The sequence below is a fragment of the Priestia koreensis genome (assembly GCF_001274935.1).
In the GTDB taxonomy this organism is placed as follows: domain Bacteria; phylum Bacillota; class Bacilli; order Bacillales; family Bacillaceae_H; genus Bacillus_AG; species Bacillus_AG koreensis.
The window spans coordinates 25,857-46,622 of the sequence record NZ_LILC01000002.1; the positions used below are offsets into that span (position 1 = coordinate 25,857).

General features: G+C 40.0%; 17 protein-coding genes. 13 read left to right on the forward strand and 4 right to left on the reverse strand.

The features are described 5' to 3' along the window. The first annotated feature begins 168 nt into the window (after positions 1–168). The 3 genes from AMD01_RS00210 to AMD01_RS00220 all read left to right on the forward strand — a co-directional run bounded on the left by AMD01_RS00210 (position 169) and on the right by AMD01_RS00220 (position 5,622). A complete protein-coding gene (locus tag AMD01_RS00210; RefSeq protein WP_053399378.1) occupies positions 169–1,461 on the forward strand; it encodes an ABC transporter substrate-binding protein in 1,293 nt (430 codons plus the stop codon). A 757-nt stretch (positions 1,462–2,218) separates the two neighbouring features. Next, positions 2,219–4,027, forward strand: a complete 1,809-nt coding sequence (locus tag AMD01_RS00215) for a sensor histidine kinase (protein WP_053399379.1) — start codon at positions 2,219–2,221, stop codon at positions 4,025–4,027. Next, complete coding sequence (locus AMD01_RS00220) at positions 4,024–5,622, forward strand: response regulator (protein WP_053399380.1); 1,599 nt, start codon at positions 4,024–4,026, stop codon at positions 5,620–5,622. Before AMD01_RS00215 ends, AMD01_RS00220 begins: the two co-directional genes overlap by 4 nt. A gap of 28 nt (positions 5,623–5,650) precedes the next feature. Here AMD01_RS00220 and AMD01_RS23245 read toward each other — a convergent pair whose 3' ends face one another. Together AMD01_RS23245 and AMD01_RS00225 are read right to left on the reverse strand one after the other, a co-directional pair. After that, positions 5,651–5,803, reverse strand: a complete 153-nt coding sequence (locus AMD01_RS23245) for a YpzG family protein (RefSeq protein ID WP_083446350.1) — start codon at positions 5,801–5,803, stop codon at positions 5,651–5,653. A 119-nt stretch (positions 5,804–5,922) separates the two neighbouring features. Continuing rightward, complete coding sequence (locus tag AMD01_RS00225) at positions 5,923–6,159, reverse strand: hypothetical protein (RefSeq protein ID WP_053399381.1); 237 nt, start codon at positions 6,157–6,159, stop codon at positions 5,923–5,925. 158 nt (positions 6,160–6,317) lie between these two features. On the opposite strand from AMD01_RS00225, the gene AMD01_RS00230 reads away from it, so the two are divergent. Together AMD01_RS00230 and AMD01_RS00235 are read left to right on the forward strand one after the other, a co-directional pair. Beyond that, positions 6,318–6,944, forward strand: coding sequence for a LysE family translocator (locus AMD01_RS00230; RefSeq protein WP_053400073.1), 627 nt, complete (start codon positions 6,318–6,320; stop codon positions 6,942–6,944). A 62-nt stretch (positions 6,945–7,006) separates the two neighbouring features. Continuing rightward, complete coding sequence (locus AMD01_RS00235) at positions 7,007–8,350, forward strand: amino acid permease (protein ID WP_053399382.1); 1,344 nt, start codon at positions 7,007–7,009, stop codon at positions 8,348–8,350. Between the two features lie 204 nt (positions 8,351–8,554). Here the strand turns inward: AMD01_RS00235 and yhfH are convergent, their stop codons facing one another. Next, the gene (yhfH, locus tag AMD01_RS23250) at positions 8,555–8,683 is read right to left on the reverse strand and encodes a protein YhfH (protein ID WP_083446351.1); all 129 of its coding nucleotides are present in this window, start codon (positions 8,681–8,683) and stop codon (positions 8,555–8,557) included. Between the two features lie 180 nt (positions 8,684–8,863). Between yhfH and AMD01_RS00240 the strand changes: the two genes are divergently transcribed. The 7 genes from AMD01_RS00240 to aceA all read left to right on the forward strand — a co-directional run bounded on the left by AMD01_RS00240 (position 8,864) and on the right by aceA (position 17,616). Further along, positions 8,864–9,598, forward strand: coding sequence for an MBL fold metallo-hydrolase (locus AMD01_RS00240; RefSeq protein WP_053399383.1), 735 nt, complete (start codon positions 8,864–8,866; stop codon positions 9,596–9,598). A 19-nt stretch (positions 9,599–9,617) separates the two neighbouring features. Further along, entirely contained in the window at positions 9,618–10,607 is a 990-nt protein-coding gene (lplA, locus tag AMD01_RS00245) for a lipoate--protein ligase (protein ID WP_053399384.1), read from the forward strand. A gap of 193 nt (positions 10,608–10,800) precedes the next feature. Beyond that, positions 10,801–12,336 (forward strand): fatty acid--CoA ligase family protein, encoded by a 1,536-nt coding sequence (locus AMD01_RS00250; protein ID WP_053399385.1) that lies wholly within the window; start codon positions 10,801–10,803, stop codon positions 12,334–12,336. A 30-nt stretch (positions 12,337–12,366) separates the two neighbouring features. Next, on the forward strand, positions 12,367–13,143 hold the full coding sequence (locus tag AMD01_RS00255) for an enoyl-CoA hydratase-related protein (RefSeq protein ID WP_053399386.1): 777 nt from the start codon (positions 12,367–12,369) through the stop codon (positions 13,141–13,143). A 151-nt stretch (positions 13,144–13,294) separates the two neighbouring features. Then, the gene (locus AMD01_RS00260; RefSeq protein ID WP_053399387.1) at positions 13,295–14,542 is read left to right on the forward strand and encodes a M48 family metallopeptidase; all 1,248 of its coding nucleotides are present in this window, start codon (positions 13,295–13,297) and stop codon (positions 14,540–14,542) included. Positions 14,543–14,664: 122 nt separating this feature from the next. Next, entirely contained in the window at positions 14,665–16,257 is a 1,593-nt protein-coding gene (gene aceB / locus AMD01_RS00265; RefSeq protein ID WP_053399388.1) for a malate synthase A, read from the forward strand. Positions 16,258–16,335: 78 nt separating this feature from the next. After that, on the forward strand, positions 16,336–17,616 hold the full coding sequence (gene aceA, locus AMD01_RS00270) for an isocitrate lyase (protein ID WP_053399389.1): 1,281 nt from the start codon (positions 16,336–16,338) through the stop codon (positions 17,614–17,616). A 49-nt stretch (positions 17,617–17,665) separates the two neighbouring features. On the opposite strand, the gene AMD01_RS00275 is transcribed toward aceA, so the two are convergent. Then, a complete protein-coding gene (locus tag AMD01_RS00275; RefSeq protein WP_053399390.1) occupies positions 17,666–17,902 on the reverse strand; it encodes an IDEAL domain-containing protein in 237 nt (78 codons plus the stop codon). Between the two features lie 867 nt (positions 17,903–18,769). Between AMD01_RS00275 and AMD01_RS00280 the strand changes: the two genes are divergently transcribed. Then, positions 18,770–20,761, forward strand: a complete 1,992-nt coding sequence (locus AMD01_RS00280) for a S9 family peptidase (protein WP_053399391.1) — start codon at positions 18,770–18,772, stop codon at positions 20,759–20,761. Positions 20,762–20,766 lie beyond the last annotated feature (5 nt).

Below are 20,766 nucleotides of genomic sequence, written 5' to 3' on the forward strand. Positions count from 1 at the left end.
ATTAGGTGAGAAAGGTTTGAACGAAAAAGTGGAATTAGTCAAGGTGGAAAAAAGGTCATCAATATTTTCCACTCTTTTGTTCAATATCATCGCCTGTGCAGAAGAAGAACCTATCGGTACAATAAGGGTACAAATAACTAGTTTCATAAATCAGAGGGGGTATATGAAATGAAATTTAAAAAGGCGTCCATGCTTTCAATGATGCTAGCAGGAGCTCTCGCGCTTTCAGCTTGTTCTAACTCAGACGATGCGTCAGGTGGAGCAAAAAAAGGCGGAGATGCGAAGGGGAAAGAAGTAACGGTCGATATTTTTCAATTTAAGGTTGAAATCGCCGATCAATTGAAAGCGCTAACAGACGAGTACACAAAAGAGCATCCAAACGTAAAGTTTAATGTACAAACGGTTGGGGGCGGTGCAGACTATGGTGCAGCGTTAAAAGCTCAGTTTGCTTCTGGAAATGAGCCGGATATTTTCAATAACGGAGGATTCCAAGAAGCGCAAACGTGGAAAGAGAAGCTTGAAGATTTATCTGATCAGCCATGGGTAAAGGATGCATATGAAAATGCATTAGTACCAATGACGATGGACGGAAAAGTATACGGACAGCCGTTAAACCTTGAAGGGTACGGTTTTATCTATAACAAAGAACTTTTTGATAAAGCAGGCATTAAAGAGCTTCCAAAAACGTTAACAGAGTTAAAAGACGTAGCAAAACAGCTTAAAGACAAAAAAATCACGCCGTTCTCTGTTGGATATGGTGAGTGGTGGGTACTTGGGATTCACTTGTTGAACATCCCATTTGCACAGCAAGACGATCCAGATGCATTCATTAAATCACTAAATGACGGTTCTGGTAAAATTGCTGGAAATCCAAAATTCGAAGACTTTATGAACCTATTTGATACGACGATCAAGTACGGAAATAAAAATCCATTAACAACGGATTATAACACGCAAGTAACGCAATTTGCTTCTGGCGAAACAGCTATGATGCAACAAGGGAACTGGACACAAGGAATGATTACGAAAATCAATCCAAACATCAAAATGGGCTTCTTACCGATTCCAATTAATGATGACAAAGAATCAAATGATAAGCTAGCTGTAGGCGTACCAAATAACTGGGTAGTCAATAAAAAAGCGCCAGACGCAGACAAAAAAGCAGCAAAAGATTTCTTAAACTGGATGGTTACGTCTGACACTGGAAAACAATACGTGACAGAAAAATTCCAATTCATCCCAGCATTCAAAAACATTGAAGCAAAAGGTCTAGGCGACCTAGCAGATGACATTATCAAATATTCAAACGAAGACAAAACGCTTTCTTGGAACTGGTTTAAATATCCAGATGGAGCGACCAACGAATTCGGTGCAGCAATGCAAGCATACATTGGCGGCCAAAAATCCAAAAATGAATTCCTAAAATCTCTAGATGCAACATGGGCTAAACTGAAAAAATAACCCCATAACCAGCTTTGACACAACACGTGTCGAAGCTGGTTTCTTTATGTAAAAATAAAAACAAAGTAAAAAAGGCAGAGAGTTCGAATTTAGACAGAACTACTGTTAGAAATGATCTGAAACGCAATGATTGTTAAAAACTACATACTAAGTTGAAGTGACGCATAGTACGCCCACCATTTAAATGAAGTAAGGATCGAAGAGAAAGATCCGAAGACTCCTATGGGATTAGTGAGCCAGCTGAGATCCCGCAGGAGAGAAACGACGAGGAAGCTCAGCGCTTGCCCTGCGGAAAGCGAAGCAATCTGAAACGGAGATCCTAACTGAACTGAAACGGAATGACTGTTAAAAAGTAAATACTCATTTGAAGTTATGCATAGTACGCCTACTCTTCAAATGAATTAAGGATCGAAGAGGAAGATGCGAAGACTCCTGCAGGACTAGCGAGCCAGCTGAGATCCCGCAGGAGAGAAACGACGAGGAAGCTCAGCGCTCACCCCGAGGAAAGCGAAGCAATCTGAAAGGGAGATCCGAACTGATCTGAAACGAAATGATTGTTAAAAAATAAATACCAAGTTGAAGTGACGCATAGTACGCCCACCATTTAAATGAAGTAGGGATGGAAGCGAAAATATGAGCTAGTTTCTTTGCCATACTGTCATTACGGAGAATATTTTAATAATTCATTCGAAATCAAACTTTCTACCCCCATATATTGCTATATAATAATGATATACAAGATGAGAGCGGGGATCATATGATATGGAGCATTCGTAAAAAACTAATCATTTTTCTCTTATTGGCAACAGTGATACCGTTTACAATATCCAATATTTTAACCTATCATTATACGAAAGAATCTGTTCGAGAACGTTTCATTACAACCAACGCTGACGTCATGAAGAACGGCAGCAACGATTTGACCAACTACCTGACCGATATTGCGCAAACGTCTTCACGTTTATACGGCTATCATCCCTTTATTAAAGTGTTACAAGAAGGCGTCATTAGTGATATTGGAAACAACCAGCAAGAAATCAACCGGACGCTACTATACTTATATAATATGAAACCGGAAATTGAACAAATTCACCTATACATTCAAAAAGGCCATGATTCCTTTACCATTTATAACGCAAAAGTAAGCAGCCGTGGAAAGTACGAAGAAGTCTACAAACACCCGTACTATTCAAGGTTAAAGGAGGGAACATCCTATTTTAATATTGAGCCAACGCACCCTATATACAGCTACAACCACCTATCGACCATTTCAGAAAAGAACCATGAAAATGTACTGAGCTTTCATGAACTCATTAATGAAATTCCGACCGATCGGGTGCTAGGATTTTTATCAATAGACGTCAACCTCTCACATTTATCGTCGATCTCGAACCGATTATTTGAGCAATCATCTCAGGATTTTTACTTGATGAATGATGACGGAACGATTGTTTATTCATCTGATCCCGCCCAAATGGGGGAGAAAAATAAAGCAGGATGGTTTCAGCAGGTTAAGAGAGCAAAGTCAGGTACACACAGCATGGACTGGAAGGATAAGGATTTTTCAGGCGTGATGATGTACAACCACCTATCAGGAAAGTTTAAAGATTGGTATGTCGTGAAGCAGGTTCCATATGAATCACTTTACGCGGATGCTAGAAAAACAGCGCTCATAAACATTCTGATCGGAATGATCTCCCTCGTATTTGTTATTTTAGCGACGATGCTCGTATCAATTAAATTTACATCACCAATTAAAGTGTTAATTAAAAACATGAAAAGAGTCGAACAAGGAAAGTTTGAGGTGGATTTTAAATCCCTCGGAAACGATGAATTTGGAACGCTTGGGAAGCATTTCACTTCTATGGTCGAAACGATTAATGATTTGATAGAACGCGAATATAAACTGGAAATTGAAAATAAATCTACACAGCTAAGGGTTTTACAGTCACAAGTAAATCCACATTTTCTCTATAATACGCTACAGTCCATTGGAACGCTAGCTCTCCGGCATAAAGTCATTTCAATTTATACGCTGTTAACGTCACTCTCAAACATTATGAGATATAGCATGAACATGAGGGAAGATACGGTGTTGCTATCACAGGAAGTACAGCACGTAAAATCGTATTTACAGCTACAAAAACAGCGGTTCGATAAGCGTTTTGAATATGATCTTTTAATTGATGATGAGGCTCTTGGTGTACGAATGCCGAAAATGATTTTACAGCCATTAGTTGAAAATTCATTTAAGCACGGGCTTGAACAAACGACGAAACCGATGAAAATTGAAGTGAAAGCGTATCTTTACTCTGAGAAACGAATTCGAATCGTCATTCAAGACACAGGAAAAGGAATGACTCAAAAAGAGCAGAATGAACTTCAAAAAGCGTTACAAATGGAAGCGAAGGCTGGACAACAAATTGGATTAAAAAATACGTATGACCGCTTGAAGCTGTACTACGGGGACGAAGCGGTGATGGAAGTAAAAGGCGAACCGAACGAAGGATTTATCGTACTCATTGACATACCGTTGAAAATAGACAAAGAGGTGAATTCTGTATGAGAGCTTTAATCGTAGATGATGAACAGCACGTTAGAGAAGGTATTCGCTTATTAGGAGAATGGGAACAGCATCAAATTACACAGCTTCTTGAAGCAGAAAATGGCGAAGAGGCAATTCACCTTATTGAGCTGTATAAGCCAGAAATCATTTTTACCGATATGAAGATGCCTCAGATGGACGGCATTAGCTTATTGGAATGGATTAAAAGCAATCACCCGAGCAGCAAAACGATTGTTGTGACAGGTTACGATGATTATCACTATATGCGAAAAGCGATTCATTTTGGCAGTGCTGATTATATTTTAAAACCAGTTGATCCTGAAATCCTCAATCATACCATTTCCAATGCCGTAGCAGAATGGAAGAAAGAGCAGGCAGAACGCCAGCGAGATAACAGTAGTTATCAGCTGATTAACGAAATGAAGCCGCTATACAGAGACCGTAAGCTAACACAGCTTATGAACAATCAAAAGGTCAATCAATCAACCGTTGAGGAGTTTGGCTTTCATTTATCACAGCGTTATCAGGTAGCGATTATTCGAGTTGATTTGCATATTATTCAGGTGTTCCAAGGTGACCGAGATCTGGCGTATTTTTCTATTTTAAACGTAATGAACGAAATTTTGCAGAAGAAGCAGTGTGGAGTTGCCTTTCGCTACTTGTCCAATAAGGGAGAAATCGTGCTGATTATGTGGGATCATCTCTCTGAATTTATTCATATTCTGCAGACAATTCATCATACCATCAAGCGTACAATGGAAGTGACTTGTTTAATGGCGGTCGGTACAGTAGTCGATTCGCCAGATAAGCTAATGAATTCGTACGAGCATGCAAAACAGGTTATGCTCTCAACGAATGTGTTTGATAGGAAGGCAGAAAAAATTTATGAAGAAAACGAGAAGCTCGCCGTAGGTCATGTTCTTCATCTTGTTGATTATTCTACGCAAATAGAGGATGCCATTCAATTTGGGGACATTCAATTGTTTTCGACGATTATTGAACAAATTATGATGACGTTCAGAGAAGTAAATTATTTAGCGCTTGGTCAGCTTTTGCACGTAGAAAAAGAATATCAGCTCATGAGCTTTCATGCATATAAAAATTATCGTACACCTTTTAAATTACGAGAACAAAATGAAAAAGTGATCGAGCTGTTCTACGACGATTTAGGTCAATTTCAGATTGATCGTTATATTGAGCAGAAAAAACGAGAAATTGCGCTGTTTTTAAAAATTACGAAACGAGAAACAAAAAAGAAAAATCGCGATGTCATTTATGAAATCGAGCAATTTCTTCAGCAAAACTTTGTGCGGGATGTGAAGCTTCAAGAGATCTCTGATCGCTTTTATTTAAGTAGAGAATACATTTCAAGGCGATTTAAGCAGCAATTTAATGAAAATATTTCCGATTACCTTGTGAAAATTCGTATGCAAAAAGCGAAGCATCTGCTTCAAAATGAACAGCTGAAGGTGTATGAGGTAGCGAATATGACGGGTTATCAAGATGATAAATATTTTCGAAAAGTATTTAAAAAGATCGAAGGTATTACACCAAATGAATATCGCTCTTCTTATTTAAAAAGCCGCTCCCATTGAGCGGCTTTTTTGTTCAAACCATCACTACTTACCAGCGATGGGCTTTCGCATCACTGCGTAAAATGATGTTCTTTTGAGATATCCTTGTGTGACCGTTCACTTGAGACTTCGCGTGCTTTGGTCTCGTCCAATTATGGTAAAAAAGCTCTGAGTGCGGATCTAACTGATCTTTATAACTCATACAAATCACCTCATGGCTAGGATATGTTCATAGTGAGACAAAAACTATCTCCTTTATAGGATGAGATAAATGCTTCAAAACTAACCTGGTATATTTATCTTTTCTGAGCGAGGAATATCTCAACTGTTTTGTTGAACGGCTTCTTGCGTTTCTCTCAAGTGTCTAAGCTGCTCGCCAAAAAGCTTTACTTTTTTTGTAGGCCCTTCAACAATTTTTAGCGCATGAAGCTCTTGTTCGACTAGGCTCAAGTGAATATGTGACTGCTGAAGGTCACTAACACTCCCCGTCATCTGTGCAGCATATAATGACTGTTCAGCTTCGTGAAGTTTTGTTTTTATGTGTTCATACTGATCCATCCTTGTTTTCATCTCCTATAACCGTTTCTTTCCCCTTAACATGTGGAGGTGCGGAAAAGTTATTCAAATAAAGGTCAAAGAGAGTAAAAAAAGGTCGTACAAGCAGGTGTTCATGCATACATTGAGGAGAATTACCATCAATGTATGGAGGAGTTTCTATGGGGGTTTTACTGAGCTATATTTTATTAGGACTATCCCTTGCAGCACCAATTGGCCCAATTAATGCTGCACAATTGGATAAGGGAATTAAAAACGGGTTTTGGCATTCCTGGTTCTTAGGAATGGGCGCTACATTTGTTGATATATTATACATGCTGGCAGTATACATAGGGGCCGTAAGTTTTTTGAGCAATGAATTCATTAAACTGTTCTTATTTGCTTTCGGATGCTTCGTACTTATCTACACGGGTGTTGAAGGTCTGATAAGCGCGGGGAAAATTAATCGAGATAGCCGAGCGAAGGGTGATACAGTACTGAAATGCTTTTTTTCAGGCTTTTTTCTTTCCATAACCAACCCGTTAACTATTTTGTTTTGGATTGGAATTTATGGTTCGGTTCTAGCGAAGACAGCTTCTACTTATGGAGAAAAACAGCTGTTGCTTTATAGTGGGGCAATGTTTATTGGGATTTTTGCCTGGGACGTTACAATGGCAGCTTTGGCTAGTACGTTTCGACGCTATTTAGCAGCCAACGTCCTCATTGGTGTTTCCGTTGTTTCTGGTTTGTCTCTTGTTGGATTCGGTCTATACTTTGGGTGGCAAGCGCTTCAGTTATTGTTACATTAGGCGATAGGTATAAAATTTTCATCTTATCACACACTACATCGAAGTGTGTAAGGAGTGATAGGATGAAAAAAAATGCCGAATGTGCAAGTGGAAAAGAAGGACAACTAGCGTGGTGGCAGCTGTCACTCATTGGGGTGGGTTGTACGATCGGGACAGGTTACTTTCTTGGCTCGAGTATTGCCGTTCGATCAGCTGGTCCTGCTGTACTCATTGCGTTCATTATAGCTGCTTGCTGTACGTTTATCGTTTTTGAGGCTTTAGCGAAAATGAGTGCAGAAGATCCACAGAAAGGTTCGTTTCGCTCGTATGCGAAAAAAGCCTTTGGTCGATGGGCTGGATTTAGCAGTGGATGGGTCTATTGGAGCGCGGAAATGCTTATTATGGGAAGTCAGCTAACCGCGGTGTCGCTATTCACTCGCTTTTGGTTTCCGAACGTTCCTCTTTGGATCTTTGCTTCGATTTATGCGGTTCTTGCGATTGGTGTTGTATTAATCGGGACGAAAGGCTTTGAGCGATGTGAAAACATTTTTGCTGTGACGAAAGTATCCGCTATTTTTATGTTTATTATTTTAGCTGCGCTCGCTCTGTTAGGCTTTTTGGATGAGGGTGCAAGAGAAGAATTCCCTAGAACAGCTGAGACTATTTTTCCGCATGGATTTACAGGGTTGTGGGGAGGGCTTTTATATGCTTTTTATGCCTTCGGTGGAATTGAAGTATTAGGGATTATGACAATGAGGCTGAAGGATAAAAAAGATGCTTCAAAAGCAGGAACGGTTATGCTGCTCTTACTAGTCACGATTTATTTAGCATCTCTAGCGCTTGCGATATCAATTGTTCCTTACCATGGATTTCATGAAAATCAAAGCCCGTTTATCACGGCCCTAGAAACGTATCATTTACCGTTTTTCCCGCATGTTTTTAACGGGGCGATGATTATTGCAGGGTTTTCCACGATGTCCGCTTCTTTCTTTTCCGTAACAACGATGCTTGTTACACTTTCTGAAGAAGGAGATGCGCCAAAAGTTTTTGCTCCTAAAAAGAAGGGGAAATTTCAGTTCCCACTTTCGGCGATGCTTTTGACGACGTGTGGACTGATCGTCTCGATTGTGTTTTCACTGCTTCTACCGGGGAAAATTTACGAATATATTACGACAGCTGCAGGTCTGATGCTGTTATATAACTGGCTGTTTATTTTATTTTCCTATCCGCGTCTGATGAAATTGACCATGTGGGGAAAAATAAAACGCATCGTCGCCATGTTGCTCATCCTTTTGGCCGTCACAGGAACTCTAGCAGACGAGGCAAGCAGACCGGGTTTATTCGTCAGTATCGGTTTTTTAGCCATCATTGCGCTCGTTATTTTGAAAGTTCGTTCTCACTGGAAAACGGAAGCACCCGCTTCATAAGCGAAAAGATCATTTTTAAGGAAGTCTTAGTCAATAATGGCTGAGACTTTTTGTGTTTCAAAAGGTAATTTATGTTAAATTTGAATAAGATCATGTTGCACGAAAGGGGACGGAGGATGAAGTACAATAAAGATGAAACAACGTCTGTAAAGCTATTAAACTAAAAAAAGGAGCGCTTACAATAGCGCTTCTTTTTTTAACCCCTTATTGTTGATGCAAGCATTTATCACATTTATTTCCGTAGCACTCGTGTTGTTCTTCCATTTCTTCGTTACACTCCATGCATCGTTTCTTTGGTAAATTTCTAAAAAATTCTGACATTTTAACTAACATGTGTATCCCCTCCGTTATCTTGTTACTAGTATTGTATTATAACAGGTTGATAAATGTCAATAATGTTTTATAACAAAATGTAAAATGGGCTATATTTCACTAAAAAGGTTGAAATATTTATGTTTTAGAATCGTTTCGTTTATACTAGATGCAGGTAAACTATTGGAAAGGAATGAGGTCATGAAGGTTACTGTAGTAGGCTATTGGGGCGGATACCCGGCACGAGGAGAAGCAACGTCCGGCTACTTATTTGAACATAACGGTTTTTCACTATTAGTGGACTGTGGTAGTGGTGTACTAGAACAGCTTCAGAAGTATATTCAACCAACGGATTTAGATGCGGTTATTTTGTCTCATTATCATCACGATCACGTTGCAGATGTGGGCGTTTTGCAGTATGCTCGACAAATTCACTACTATTTAGGAAATCAAACGAAAGAACTTCCTTTTTACGGTCATACGGAAGACAAAAAAGGGTTTGAATCCCTAACACACAAGGGATTTACAAAAGGTGTTGTCTATGATCCAGAAACGTCACTGACAGTAGGTCCGTTTAGGATTTCCTTTTTAAAGACGAAGCATCCTGTTCCGTGTTATGCAATGCGCATTACGGCTGGCAACGAAACCATTGTTTATACCGCAGATTCTAGTTATCAACAAGAATTCATTGACTTTGCGAAGGATGCGGACTTGTTAATTAGCGAATGTAATTTTTACGGTCATCAAGATGGAACGAGTGCGGGACATATGACTAGTAAAGAAAATGGTCATATTGCGCACGAAGCAAACGTAAAAAAACTCATCTTAACACACCTTCCACATTACGGTGAGCACGCCCAGCTTATTGACGAAGCCAAAGAATTTTTTAACGGTGATATTGAACTAGCGAAATGCGGCGTTGTTTTTGATAAATAGAGATAAGGGAGAACTGAGCATGTTATATATTAATAATCAAAATATTACAGACCCACGAATTAACCTTGCAATTGAGGAGTATGCACTAAAGAACTTAGACATTAACGAGTCCTATTTGCTGTTTTATATTAATGAGCCCTCAATTATCATTGGTAAAAATCAAAATACAGTGGAAGAAATCAATACAAAGTATGTGGACGATAATAACATTCATGTTGTACGTCGACTGTCTGGTGGAGGGGCCGTTTACCATGACCTTGGAAACTTGAACTTTAGCTTTATTACAAAGGATGATGGGGATAGCTTCCACAATTTTAAAAAGTTCACAGAGCCTGTTATTGAAGCGTTAAAACGCCTTGGTGTAAATGCTGAACTTAGCGGACGTAACGATATTTTAGCAGAAGGTCGTAAAATTTCAGGGAATGCACAGTTCTCTACACGTGGCCGTATGTTCAGTCATGGTACATTGTTGTTCGATTCGGAGATGGATCATGTTGTTTCAGCTCTTCGTGTGAAGAAGGATAAAATTGAGTCAAAAGGTATTAAGTCCATTCGTAGCCGTGTAGCAAACATCAGTGAATTCTTAGAAGAGAAAGTGACAATCGAAGAATTTAAAAAGCTGATTCTTGCCTACATCTTTGACGGTGAAGATCAGATTCAGGAGTACAAGCTTACAGATTCTGACTGGGCGAATATTCATCAGCTATCAAAAGAGCGCTACCAAAACTGGGAATGGAATTACGGAAAGTCTCCAAAATTCAACCTGCAGCATTCTCATCGCTTCCCTGTTGGGCAAATCGATGTACGCCTTGAAGTGAACCGTGGTACGATTGAAAACTGCAAAATTTACGGAGATTTCTTCGGGGTTGGAGACGTGAATGAAATTGAAGAACGTCTCATCGGAAAGCGCTATGAGCGCGCAGCAATTGCAGAGGCAGTTGAAGACGTGGAAATTAATCATTACTTCGGTAACATTACGAAAGACGAGTTCATTGATTTAGTTTATTAATAAAATAACATGATGGCATGAAGGAATTTTCTCTTTGGAAAATTCCTTTTTTGTGTGTGCCCTTTCTCACTACGTCAGTAAAGGGATCTTAAAAGAAAATAAATGGAAAAAAGATAATTAATGTTAGAAATTTTCAATAAATTAGTATAATATTATGAATGAGTAGTCATTCATAACACAAAGGGGTGGGAATGTGGATTTATCATTACAACTTCACGTGACAGCGTTAGAAAATGTAGAGAAAACCGCATATATTTTTCAAGATCAGCCGGTAACATACGGTCAATTAGATGCTCAAATTACAAGGTTTGCAAACGGGTTAAAAAGTTTAGGGGTAGAAAAAGGGGATCATGTCGCACTATTGCTAGCAAATTCTCCACACTTCATTATTGGGTTATACGGGGCACTGCGAATAGGGGCGCGAGTGATACCGATTAATCCCATTTACACACCAGATGAGATCGGCTATATTTTACATAATGGGGATGTAAAAGTAGTGATTGCACTGGACAAGCTGTTGCCATTTTTTGATCAGCTTACAGCTAAAGTACCAAACGTTCAACACGTGATTTTATGTGGGAGTTCTTCTGAATCAGAAATTGAAGAAACGCACGAAAAAATGAAATCGTTTACAAGTGTTATGCACAGAGGAACAGATCAGTACGACTTCCCTGAAATTAGTGAGCAGGAAGTTGCGATTATTTTATATACGTCAGGTACGACAGGAAAACCAAAGGGTGCGATGCTAACGCATCATAATCTGTATCGCAATGCGAAAGATGTGGCAGATTTTCTTCACATTAATCATACAGATCGTGTTGTTGCGACGCTTCCGATGTTTCACGTTTTCGGTCTAACGGTTTCGTTGAACGCGCCGCTTATGAACGGTGGAATTGTATTGGTTGTACCAAAGTTTAGTCCTGCAGAAGTATTTCGTTTAATTAAGGAATACGAAGCGACGATTTTTGTCGGTGTTCCGACGATGTATAACTTCTTGCTGAACATTCCAAACGTATCCGCTGAGCAAACGAAAAGCTTACGACTATGTATTTCAGGTGGATCAGCTATGCCTGTCGCACTACTACAAAGCTTTGAGCAAAAGTTTCAGGTTGTGGTTTCAGAAGGATATGGATTATCAGAAGCATCGCCTGTTACATGCTTTAATCCGCTTGACCGTCCGCGAAAGGCAGGATCTATTGGGACATCGATTGCCAATGTCCAAAACAAAGTAGTGAACGAATTCGGTGAAGAAGTAGCAGCTGGTGAGGTAGGAGAGCTTATTGTACGAGGACCTAATGTGATGAAGGGATATTACAATATGCCGGAAGAAACCGCACACGCGATTCGCGATGGCTGGCTGTACACAGGCGATTTAGCAAAAATGGATGACGAAGGATACTTCTATATTGTCGATCGAAAAAAGGATTTAATTATTGTAGGAGGATTTAACGTCTATCCAAGAGAAGTAGAAGAAGTGTTGTATCGTTATCCTGATGTATCAGAGGTCGCTGTTCTTGGAATTCCACATCCTGATCAAGGTGAAGCCGTGAAATGTTTTGTTGTGGTGAAAAATCAAGAAACTACAAAAGAAGAGCTAATTCGTTATTGCAGTGAGCATTTAGCGAAATATAAAGTGCCTTACGATATCGAATTTTTAGATGAGCTTCCGAAAAATACGACAGGGAAAATTTTAAGACGATCATTAAAACAACAGCTGTTAAATAAATAAGCTCATGAACGATGAAGGTGAGGTCACAAAATGAAAACAGTTCAGTACTCAAGTCAAAATCATGTAGGAACAATAACATTAAACCGACCGGATGCTTTAAATGCGTTTAATTACCAGATGTTAAGCGAGCTTGAAGAAATTGTAGAAGGAATTCGAATTAACCCGGACGTACGTGTGGTGGTCATTCAAGCGGCGGGCGAAAAAGCTTTTAGCGTAGGAGCTGATTTAAAAGAGCGAAAAACGTTAACCATTGACCAAGTAAAAAGAAATGTTTATAAAATTGGTGAAGTGTTTGCGAAAGTAGAACAGCTACCACAGCCAACGATTGCTGTGTTAAATGGGTATGCTTTTGGTGGTGGTATGGAGCTTGCGCTAGCCTGTGATTTTCGAATTGCAGCTGATCATGCAAAGGTTGGACTTACAGAAACGAGTTTGGCAATCATTCCAGGTGCAGGGGGGACACAGCGCCTTCCACGCCTCATTGGTGAGTCGAAAGCGCTAGAGCTCATTTTGACGGCAAAGAGAGTGACGGCTGTTGAAGGTGATCAATATGGCTTGTTTACGAGAGTTGTACCTGCTGGGCAGTTGGAAGGAACGATTCAAGAGTTTGTTGGGTCCATACTCCGAAATGGTCCAGTGGCACTTCAGCAAGCAAAATTTGCGGTGAAGGAAGGAATGAAAGTTGATCTTCAAACGGGTCTTCATATTGAACGGAAAGCGTATGAGCTTACGATCCCAACGGAAGACCGACTAGAAGCACTTCAAGCATTCTCTGAAAAAAGACCACCTGTGTTCAAAGGGAAGTAGAATGAAAGCTAGCTGGCATAAAATCGTCGGCTAGCTTTTTGCGTGTATATAGGTAAGAGAATGGGGGGATTATGGACAAAGAAGTTTTAGTTCTAACTCGCTCGCTTTTTCTCTACAATAATAATAAGGTTGTACAAATAGGAGGTGCTGCATGAGGAAAATTGTAGGGTGGACAATGATTGGTTTTTTAATTTACATAGCATTAGCATGCGTCTATATCTTTTATATGAATGACAGCATTCTTCCAAAGAAATGGATAGGCACGAGTGCAGATCCTCAAACCTTCATGAATGCCAGAGAATTGATGATTACAGATGAATATTCAAAGCTTAGAGACGTGCTCTTCTTTATTTCCCTTCCATACGATTGGATTATCTTTTTACTCGTCCTAGCTTTTGGTTTGTCGAAAAGATTTAGCTACTGGGCGAAGGACATTAGCAAAAATTTATTTTTTCAAACGGTCATTTATGTCTTTTGGCTATCGGTTGTCAGTCTCGTTTTATCGTTTCCACTTAACTTTATTAAATATCAAATTTCAAAAAATTATCGCATTACAACCCAGCCATTTGAAGGGTGGATGAAAGATCAGTTCATTAACTTTTGGCTTCAATATGCGCTGATGACGTTAGTGGTTTGTGTCGTGTACTTGTTGATGAGACGCTTTAAAAAGCGCTGGTGGCTGTTCGCATGGCTATTATCCGTTCCATTTACGTTGTTTATTACCTTCATACAGCCTGTCGTCATCGATCCTCTGTATAATCAATTTTACCCCCTGAAGGATAAAGTTCTAGAGGAAAAGATTTTAACACTAGCCGATCAGGCTCATATTCCGACCGATCACGTGTATGAAGTAAACATGTCTGAGAAAACCAATGCCTTAAATGCCTATGTTACAGGAATTGGCTCTAATTCTCGAATTGTCCTTTGGGATACAACGCTTCAGCAGCTAAAGGATAAAGAAATTCTTTTTATTATGGCTCATGAAATGGGACATTACGTCATGAAGCATGTGTACATTGGGATTGCCGGGTATTTGCTGCTATCACTTATTGGGTTTTACATCATTAGCAAAATTGCTGAGAAGGTCGTACATAAATGGAAAGAACCTTTGAAAATATCGTCTTTAACCGATTTATCTTCTCTACCTGTCTTGTTGCTCGCGTTTTCACTGTTAGCATTTGCGGTAAGCCCATTAACAAATGCAGTTTCAAGATATCAAGAACATAAAGCCGATGAATATGCTATCCACTTAACGCACGACAAAAAGGCAGCCGTTTCTTCTTTTCAAAAGCTAACAAAAGCAGGGTTAAGCCAAGTAGATCCTCCTTTCTTAGTAAAAGTGTTCCGCTATAATCACCCAACCATGTTAGAACGCATTACGTATATTGAAGAACAGTAAGAGGGATTCCAAATTTGGAGTCCCTTTTTCTTTATTTTGTAAAAAAGTAATGACGTTTTGAATTTTCTGTTATATAATAAATTAAGTTTTAATAATCTGTATTATAACAATTAAAGAGAGGAATGAAATGTGTGACCATTTCCAATCAAAAAAGTCATCTCAAAACACCCTACACCACGATTTTAACTTCAGAGTCTCTTCAATTTCTAACGGATCTTCATCGTGAGTTTAATGAAAGACGAAAGCATCTCCTGCACAAGCGGATCATCCGTCAACAGCAACTTGATCAAGGAATAAAACCGACATTTTTAGATGAAACGACTCATATTCGAAATAGCGAATGGACGGTTGCACCATTGCCCAAGGATTTATTGGACCGAAGAGTAGAAATTACCGGTCCTGTTGATCGAAAAATGGTCATTAATGCCTTAAATTCAGGGGCAAAGGTTTTTATGGCAGACTTTGAGGATTCGACTTCTCCGACGTGGGACAATGTCATGCAGGGACAAATAAATCTTTGTGATGCGGTCAATCGAACGATACAGTTTGAGGGAGATAACGGAAAGAAATATGAGCTAGGAAGTACGGTAGCGACGCTAATGGTTCGCCCGCGAGGATGGCATCTAGAAGAAAAGCATTTACAGATTGATGGGGAGAACATGTCAGGAAGTTTGGTGGATTTTGGTCTTTATTTTTTTCATAATGCAAAAACGCTACTTGAAAATGGATCTGGACCTTACTTTTACTTGCCAAAGCTTGAAAATCATTCAGAAGCTCGGTTGTGGAATGATGTATTTTTATATGCCCAAGAGTATATAGGGATTCCAAGCGGAACGATTAAAGCGACGGTGTTGCTTGAGACAATTCTTGCGGCATTTGAGATGGACGAAATCTTATATGAGCTAAAAGAACATTCGGCCGGTCTTAACTGTGGCCGGTGGGATTATATTTTTAGTTACTTAAAAAAGCTTCGTAACTACGACACTAGTATTCTACCTGATCGCTCGCTCGTGACGATGACGTCTCCTTTTATGAGAGCGTATTCACTGCTTGTTATCAAAACGTGTCATCGCAGAGGGGTTCATGCAATGGGAGGGATGGCTGCGCAAATTCCGATTAAAGGAGACGAAGAAGCAAACGCAGCAGCCTTTGAGAAGGTGCGTCTTGATAAAGAGCGAGAAGCAAAAGATGGGCATGACGGAACATGGGTCGCTCACCCTGGACTAGTATCTGTAGCAATGGATGTATTTAATGAGCATATGAAAGATGACAATCAAATTGCTCGTCCACTGACAGAAATGGAAGTGTCACAAGAAGATTTACTTTTAGCACCAAAGGGACCGATTACGGAACAAGGAATTCGTATGAACATTAACGCAGCCATTCAATATATTGAATCTTGGCTTAGCGGTCGCGGTGCAGCACCTATTTTTCATTTAATGGAGGATGCGGCAACAGCAGAAATTTCGCGTGCGCAAATTTGGCAGTGGATTCATCATCCCGAGGGAAAAACGGATGAGAATCGCAAAGTAACTCTTCATTGGGTGAAGGAACTTCAAGGGGAAGAACTAGAAAAAATTAAGCAATTAGTAGGGAAAGAGCGCTTTGAAAATGGGCGTTTTGAGGAGGCTGCCAGACTGTTTGAGGAGCTTGTGGGATCTGATAAATTTGCGGAATTTTTAACGTTAAAAGCGTACGAAATTCTAGAAGCATAATTCCCAATAATAAAATAGGATTTAAAAAATATATGTGTTAAATAAATAATAATATGGTTAATAAGGGAGATGGAGAGAATGAAAGATTTACGTATTCAAGCAGTAGAAGAAAATTGGGGTACAGACAGCAGATGGCAAGGAATTGAGCGTCCATATAGCGCAGAGGACGTAATGAAGCTTCGCGGTTCCATTGACATCGAGCATACGTTAGCAAGAAGAGGTGCTCAAAAGCTTTGGAACTTGCTTCATACAGAAGATTACACGCATGCTTTAGGAGCACTCACAGGAAACCAAGCCGTGCAGCAAGTAAAAGCAGGTCTAAAAGCAATTTATTTAAGCGGTTGGCAAGTAGCGGCTGATGCTAATCTATCGGGTAATATGTATCCCGATCAAAGCCTGTACCCTGCAAACAGCGTTCCTCACGTTGTAAAGAGAATCAATCAAGCTCTTCAGAGAGCCGATCAAATTCAGCACTTAGAAGGAAAAGAAGAGTTGGATTACTTCGTTCCAATTGTTGCCGATGCTGAAGCTGGATTTGGTGGACAGTTGAATGTGTTTGAATTGATGAAAAGCATGATTGAATCAGGTGCATCAGCCGTTCATTTTGAAGATCAGCTATCATCGGAAAAGAAGTGCGGACATCTGGGCGGAAAAGTACTTCTTCCAACTCAAACAGCGGTTCGTAACTTGATTTCGGCTCGTCTTGCAGCAGACGTAATGGGGGTTCCAACGATCATTATCGCTCGTACAGATGCAGACGCAGCAGATTTAATTACAAGTGATATTGATCCAGTTGATCATCCGTTTATTACAGGGAAACGAACAGCAGAAGGGTTTTATCGAACAAACGCAGGTCTTGATCAGGCGATTGCCAGAGGTCTTGCATACGCACCTTATGCGGATTTGATTTGGTGTGAAACGTCAGAGCCTAATTTAGAACAGGCTAAACGCTTTGCAGAAGCAATTCACGAGCAGTTCCCAGGTAAGCTACTAGCTTATAACTGTTCACCGTCTTTTAACTGGAAGAAAAAATTAGATGAAGAAACGATTGCTTCTTTTCAACAGGAGTTAGGAAAAATGGGATACAAGTTCCAATTCGTGACGCTAGCAGGATTCCACGCTTTAAATCACAGCATGTTTGAATTGGCACACGGGTATAAAACGAGAGGAATGGCTGCTTATTCTGAATTACAGCAGCAGGAATTTGATAGCGAGCATAAAGGCTATACCGCTACAAGACATCAGAGAGAAGTGGGAACAGGGTATTTTGATGAAGTATCACAAGTGATCGCAAGCGGAAACTCATCCACGACAGCGCTAAAGGGGTCGACTGAGGAAGAACAGTTTATGAATAATTAAACGCACAAAAAGGATCCTTCATGCTGGTAAAGCGTGAAGGATTGCTTATTTATTCAGCTACTTTTAATAATTCTTGATATTCTCTAGAAAGGCTTAGAAAATCTTCTTTATTACGTTTGTCTAATGCCTCGTTAATTCTTTGCTCTAAAACTTCCACACGACGGACGAATAGGGACTCATCAATCACCATATCAATGTACAGCGCTAAAACGTCTACATCTTCTTTCATTTGCTTAGAGTTGGCCAGTGACTTCATCATTTCTGCATAAGATTTTTCGTTTTTCATGAGATTCACCCCTGAAGTCTTTTTTTTATTATATAGACTTCAATCAAAAAAAACAACTTATTTTCTAAATTTTTAGAAATTTTATTTTTTCCCTTTTTCCTCCAACTAAAAACCTCCATTTTCTGTCCCGCTCCTTCAAAAAACCGCCAAAATGGCTTAAGCCCAATGATGAACGCAAATGAAAAAACTTGTCCAAAAGACCATTTCCACTTTCAATGAAAGTAGCTCCTTCGTTTCAAAACCGTATGTCCCTCTCTTTACCACATAAAAAAATAAGTATCCAGTTGAAGAAAAGTACAGTGCTTCTTCTTTTTAATGAAGTAAGAATGGAAGCGTAAGATGCGAAGACTCCTACGGGATTAGCGAGCCATCTGAGATCCCACAGGAGAGAAACGACGAGGAAGCTCAGCGCTCACCCCGAGGAAAGCGAAGCGATCTGAAGCTGGAATCCGAACTGATCTGACACAAAATGATCGTTAAAAACCAATTATCAGTTGAAGAGACACACAGTACGCCAACTCGTCAAATGAAGTAAGGATGGAGGCGTAAGATGCGAAGACTCCTACGGGATTAGCGAGCCATCTGAGATCCCGCAGGAGAGAAACGACGAGGAAGCTCAGCGCTCGCCCCGAGGAAAGCGAAGCGATCTGAAGCTGGAATCCGAACTGATTGAAACGAAATGATTATTAAAAACTAACTCCCAAGTTTAAGAGACGTATAGTACACCCACTTAGCAGTTTCTTCTCAAAATTCCCCATGAAAAAACATCATTCATCAAATAAAAACAAAAAATTACAGTCTAAAAATAGAAAAAATTCTGACAAGTGTTAAAATAGACGTATAGATATGATAAGGGGTGGACAAAAGATGAATGTGACAGAAACGAAAAGAAAAGTAGAAATTAACGACTTATATAAATTATCAACAGCCTACGACGCTCAGCTATCTCCTGATGGAAAATCTGCTGTATATGTTGTCCGAAAAATCAATGAAGAAACCGCTCAATACGTATCCAACCTATACGTGGTTGATCTCGAAACGAAAGAAGAACGCCAATGGACATTCGGTGAACATCTTCACCAAACACCGACTTTTTCACCTGATGGAGCCATGCTTGCATTTGTTTCCAACCGTACGAAAACAAATCAAATCTATTTACTCCCAGTCAATGGAGGAGAAGCAAAACAGCTAACCTTCTTCCACAAAGGGGCTTCTAACCCGATCTGGTCACCAGACGGTAACATGCTTCTCTGCTCAGCAGGTGTCAAAAGTGGAGAAACCATCCATACAAAAGAAGAACAAAACGAGAAAAAAGAACTTCAACCTCTCGTTGTGGATCGTTTAATTTATAAAGCAGATGGAAGAGGATTTATCAAGGATACATACTCTCAAATTGCTTTAATACATATTGATTCAGGCGAATCCGTACAGCTAACGCAGGGGGATCATTCATACGCTGCATCGTGCTGGTCACCTGATGGCACGGCCGTTGTTTATTCCGCTAATTTATCAGATGATCCAGATGCTGTCTTTACGTCCGATTTGTACGTATATAACATTGATTCCAAAGAAACGGTAAATCTAACTACAGGTCAAGGGTCTTTCGGACGTGCATCCTGGTCACCAGACGGATCATACCTTGCATTTTTGGGATCACAAGAAGAAAACCAAACGGTGACAACGACAAAAATTTGGTTGTATGACTTTTCCGCTCAAAAAATGCATTGCATCACACAAGAATGGGATGTAGATGTAGAAGATGTTGGAGTAGGTGACCTGCATTCATGGAGACGAAATCCAGGATTAATATGGACAGCTGATAGCGAAGGTTTTTACTTCTTAATGAGCGATCAAGGAAATGTCGGAGTCTATCATGGAACGGTTGAAGGTGAGTTAACACCTGTGCTGTTTGAAAACCTCCACGTGTACGATTTGAGCGTGCATTCAAACGGGCAACAAGCCGTCGTTGGAATCAGCACACCAACATTGCCAGGAGAGTTATACACGCTGAATTTAACAAGCGGTGACAGAGAACAAATTACCCATCTTCACGACACGTTTCTTGATGACGTGGTTCTCGCTGGAGCAGAATCCTTTACGATCAAAGCCTCAGACGGCTGGGATTTGCAGTGCTGGCTTATGAAGCCTGCCGGTTATGAAGAAGGAGAGAAATATCCGCTAATCCTTGAAATTCACGGTGGCCCTCATATGATGTACGGAAATACATTTGTGCATGAATTTCAAACGCTTACTGCAAGTGGATATGGTGTTTTATACATTAATCCAAGAGGAAGCAAAGGATATGGACAAGTCTTTGCGGATGCAGTTCGAGGGGATTACGGTGGAAAAGATTATCAGGATTTAATGGATGCTGTAGACTACGTAATTCGTGAATACGATTTCGTGGACGAAATGCGTCTTGGAGTTACAGGAGGAAGCTACGGTGGATTTATGACGAACTGGATTGTTGGACAAACGGATCGCTTCAAAGCTGCAGTCACACAGCGTTCGATCTCAAATTGGATTAGCTTCTACGGGGTTAGTGATATCGGCTACTTCTTTACAGAACGAGAGATTAAGAGTGATCTATATGATAACATTGAAGCACTTTGGAAACATTCGCCTCTTCGTTTAGCTGACAAGGTGAATACGCCGCTTCTTATTTTACACGGAGAACTTGATTACAGATGTCCGATCGAACAGGGAGAGCAGCTATTTAATGCGCTAAAAAGAAAGGGAAAAGAAACGCGTTTTATTCGTTTCCCTGAAGCAACGCATGACCTGTCTCGAAGCGGTGATCCAAAACTACGATTGGATCGTTTAACATATATCCGCGATTGGTTCCACCAATACGTCTAAAGGAT